The sequence below is a fragment of the Brochothrix campestris FSL F6-1037 genome (assembly GCF_000525915.1).
Taxonomy (GTDB): domain Bacteria; phylum Bacillota; class Bacilli; order Lactobacillales; family Listeriaceae; genus Brochothrix; species Brochothrix campestris.
The window spans coordinates 1-1,023 of sequence record NZ_AODH01000108.1; the positions used below are offsets into that span (position 1 = coordinate 1).

The following is a 1,023-nucleotide window of genomic DNA, read 5'->3' on the forward strand; positions in this document are numbered from 1 at the left end:
CAGAGCTTTACGACCCGAAGGCCTTCTTCGCTCACGCGGCGTTGCTCGGTCAGACTTTCGTCCATTGCCGAAGATTCCCTACTGCTGCCTCCCGTAGGAGTTTGGGCCGTGTCTCAGTCCCAATGTGGCCGATCACCCTCTCAGGTCGGCTATGGATCGTTGCCTTGGTAAGCCATTACCTTACCAACTAGCTAATCCAGCGCGGGTCCATCTCACAGTGACAGCCGAAACCGTCTTTCACTTGAACATCTTATGATATTCAGCACATTCGGTATTAGCATCGATTTCTCGATGTTATCCCCAGCTGTGAGGCAGGTTACCCACGTGTTACTCACCCGTCCGCCACTAACTTCAAAGGAGCAAGCTCCTTATCCGTTCGTTCGACTTGCATGTATTAGGCACGCCGCCAGCGTTCGTCCTGAGCCAGGATCAAACTCTCGTTAAAAAGTAACGGTGTTTAAACCGTCAAATGATCCTTAACTAGTTCGCTAGCTAAAAATTTATTACTTGTTGTCGTTACGAAATTAATTGGTTAAACTCCTAAGAGTTTAAGCATATAACATCTTTTTGTTCGTTCAGTTTTCAAAGGTCAATCGTTGACTTAACAACTTAATAATCATACCATGATGAGTGATTAATGTCAAGCACTAATCTCATAGTAGATTGCTTGGCAACGTCCTACTCTCACAGGGGGAAACCCCCAACTACCATCGGCGCTAAAGAGCTTAACTACTGTGTTCGGGATGGGAACAGGTGTATCCTCTTTGCTATCGTCACCAAACAGATAAATATGTCTGGATAATTATGAAATTATCATGAAAGTTTGCACTCTCAAAACTGAATACTAATTGATTTTTTTCGAAAGGTAACAACCCATCGTCATTTTCGCTTTTAAAACTTAATAAGGTTAAGTCCTCGACCTATTAGTATTCGTCCGCTCCGTACATCGCTGCACTTCCACTCCGAACCTATCAACCTGATCGTCTCTCAGGGGTCTTACTCACATAAAGTGATGGAAATCTC

General features: G+C 44.4%; 3 rRNA genes. All 3 read right to left on the bottom strand.

Going from position 1 to position 1,023, the window contains the following annotated elements:
* Window positions 1-445, bottom strand: a 16S ribosomal RNA gene (locus tag BCAMP_RS12105); the annotation flags it as partial.
* A gap of 220 nt (window positions 446-665) precedes the next feature.
* Window positions 666-781: ribosomal RNA gene (gene rrf / locus BCAMP_RS12110) — 5S ribosomal RNA — on the bottom strand.
* A 122-nt stretch (window positions 782-903) separates the two neighbouring features.
* Window positions 904-1,023: ribosomal RNA gene (locus BCAMP_RS12115) — 23S ribosomal RNA — on the bottom strand; the annotation flags it as partial.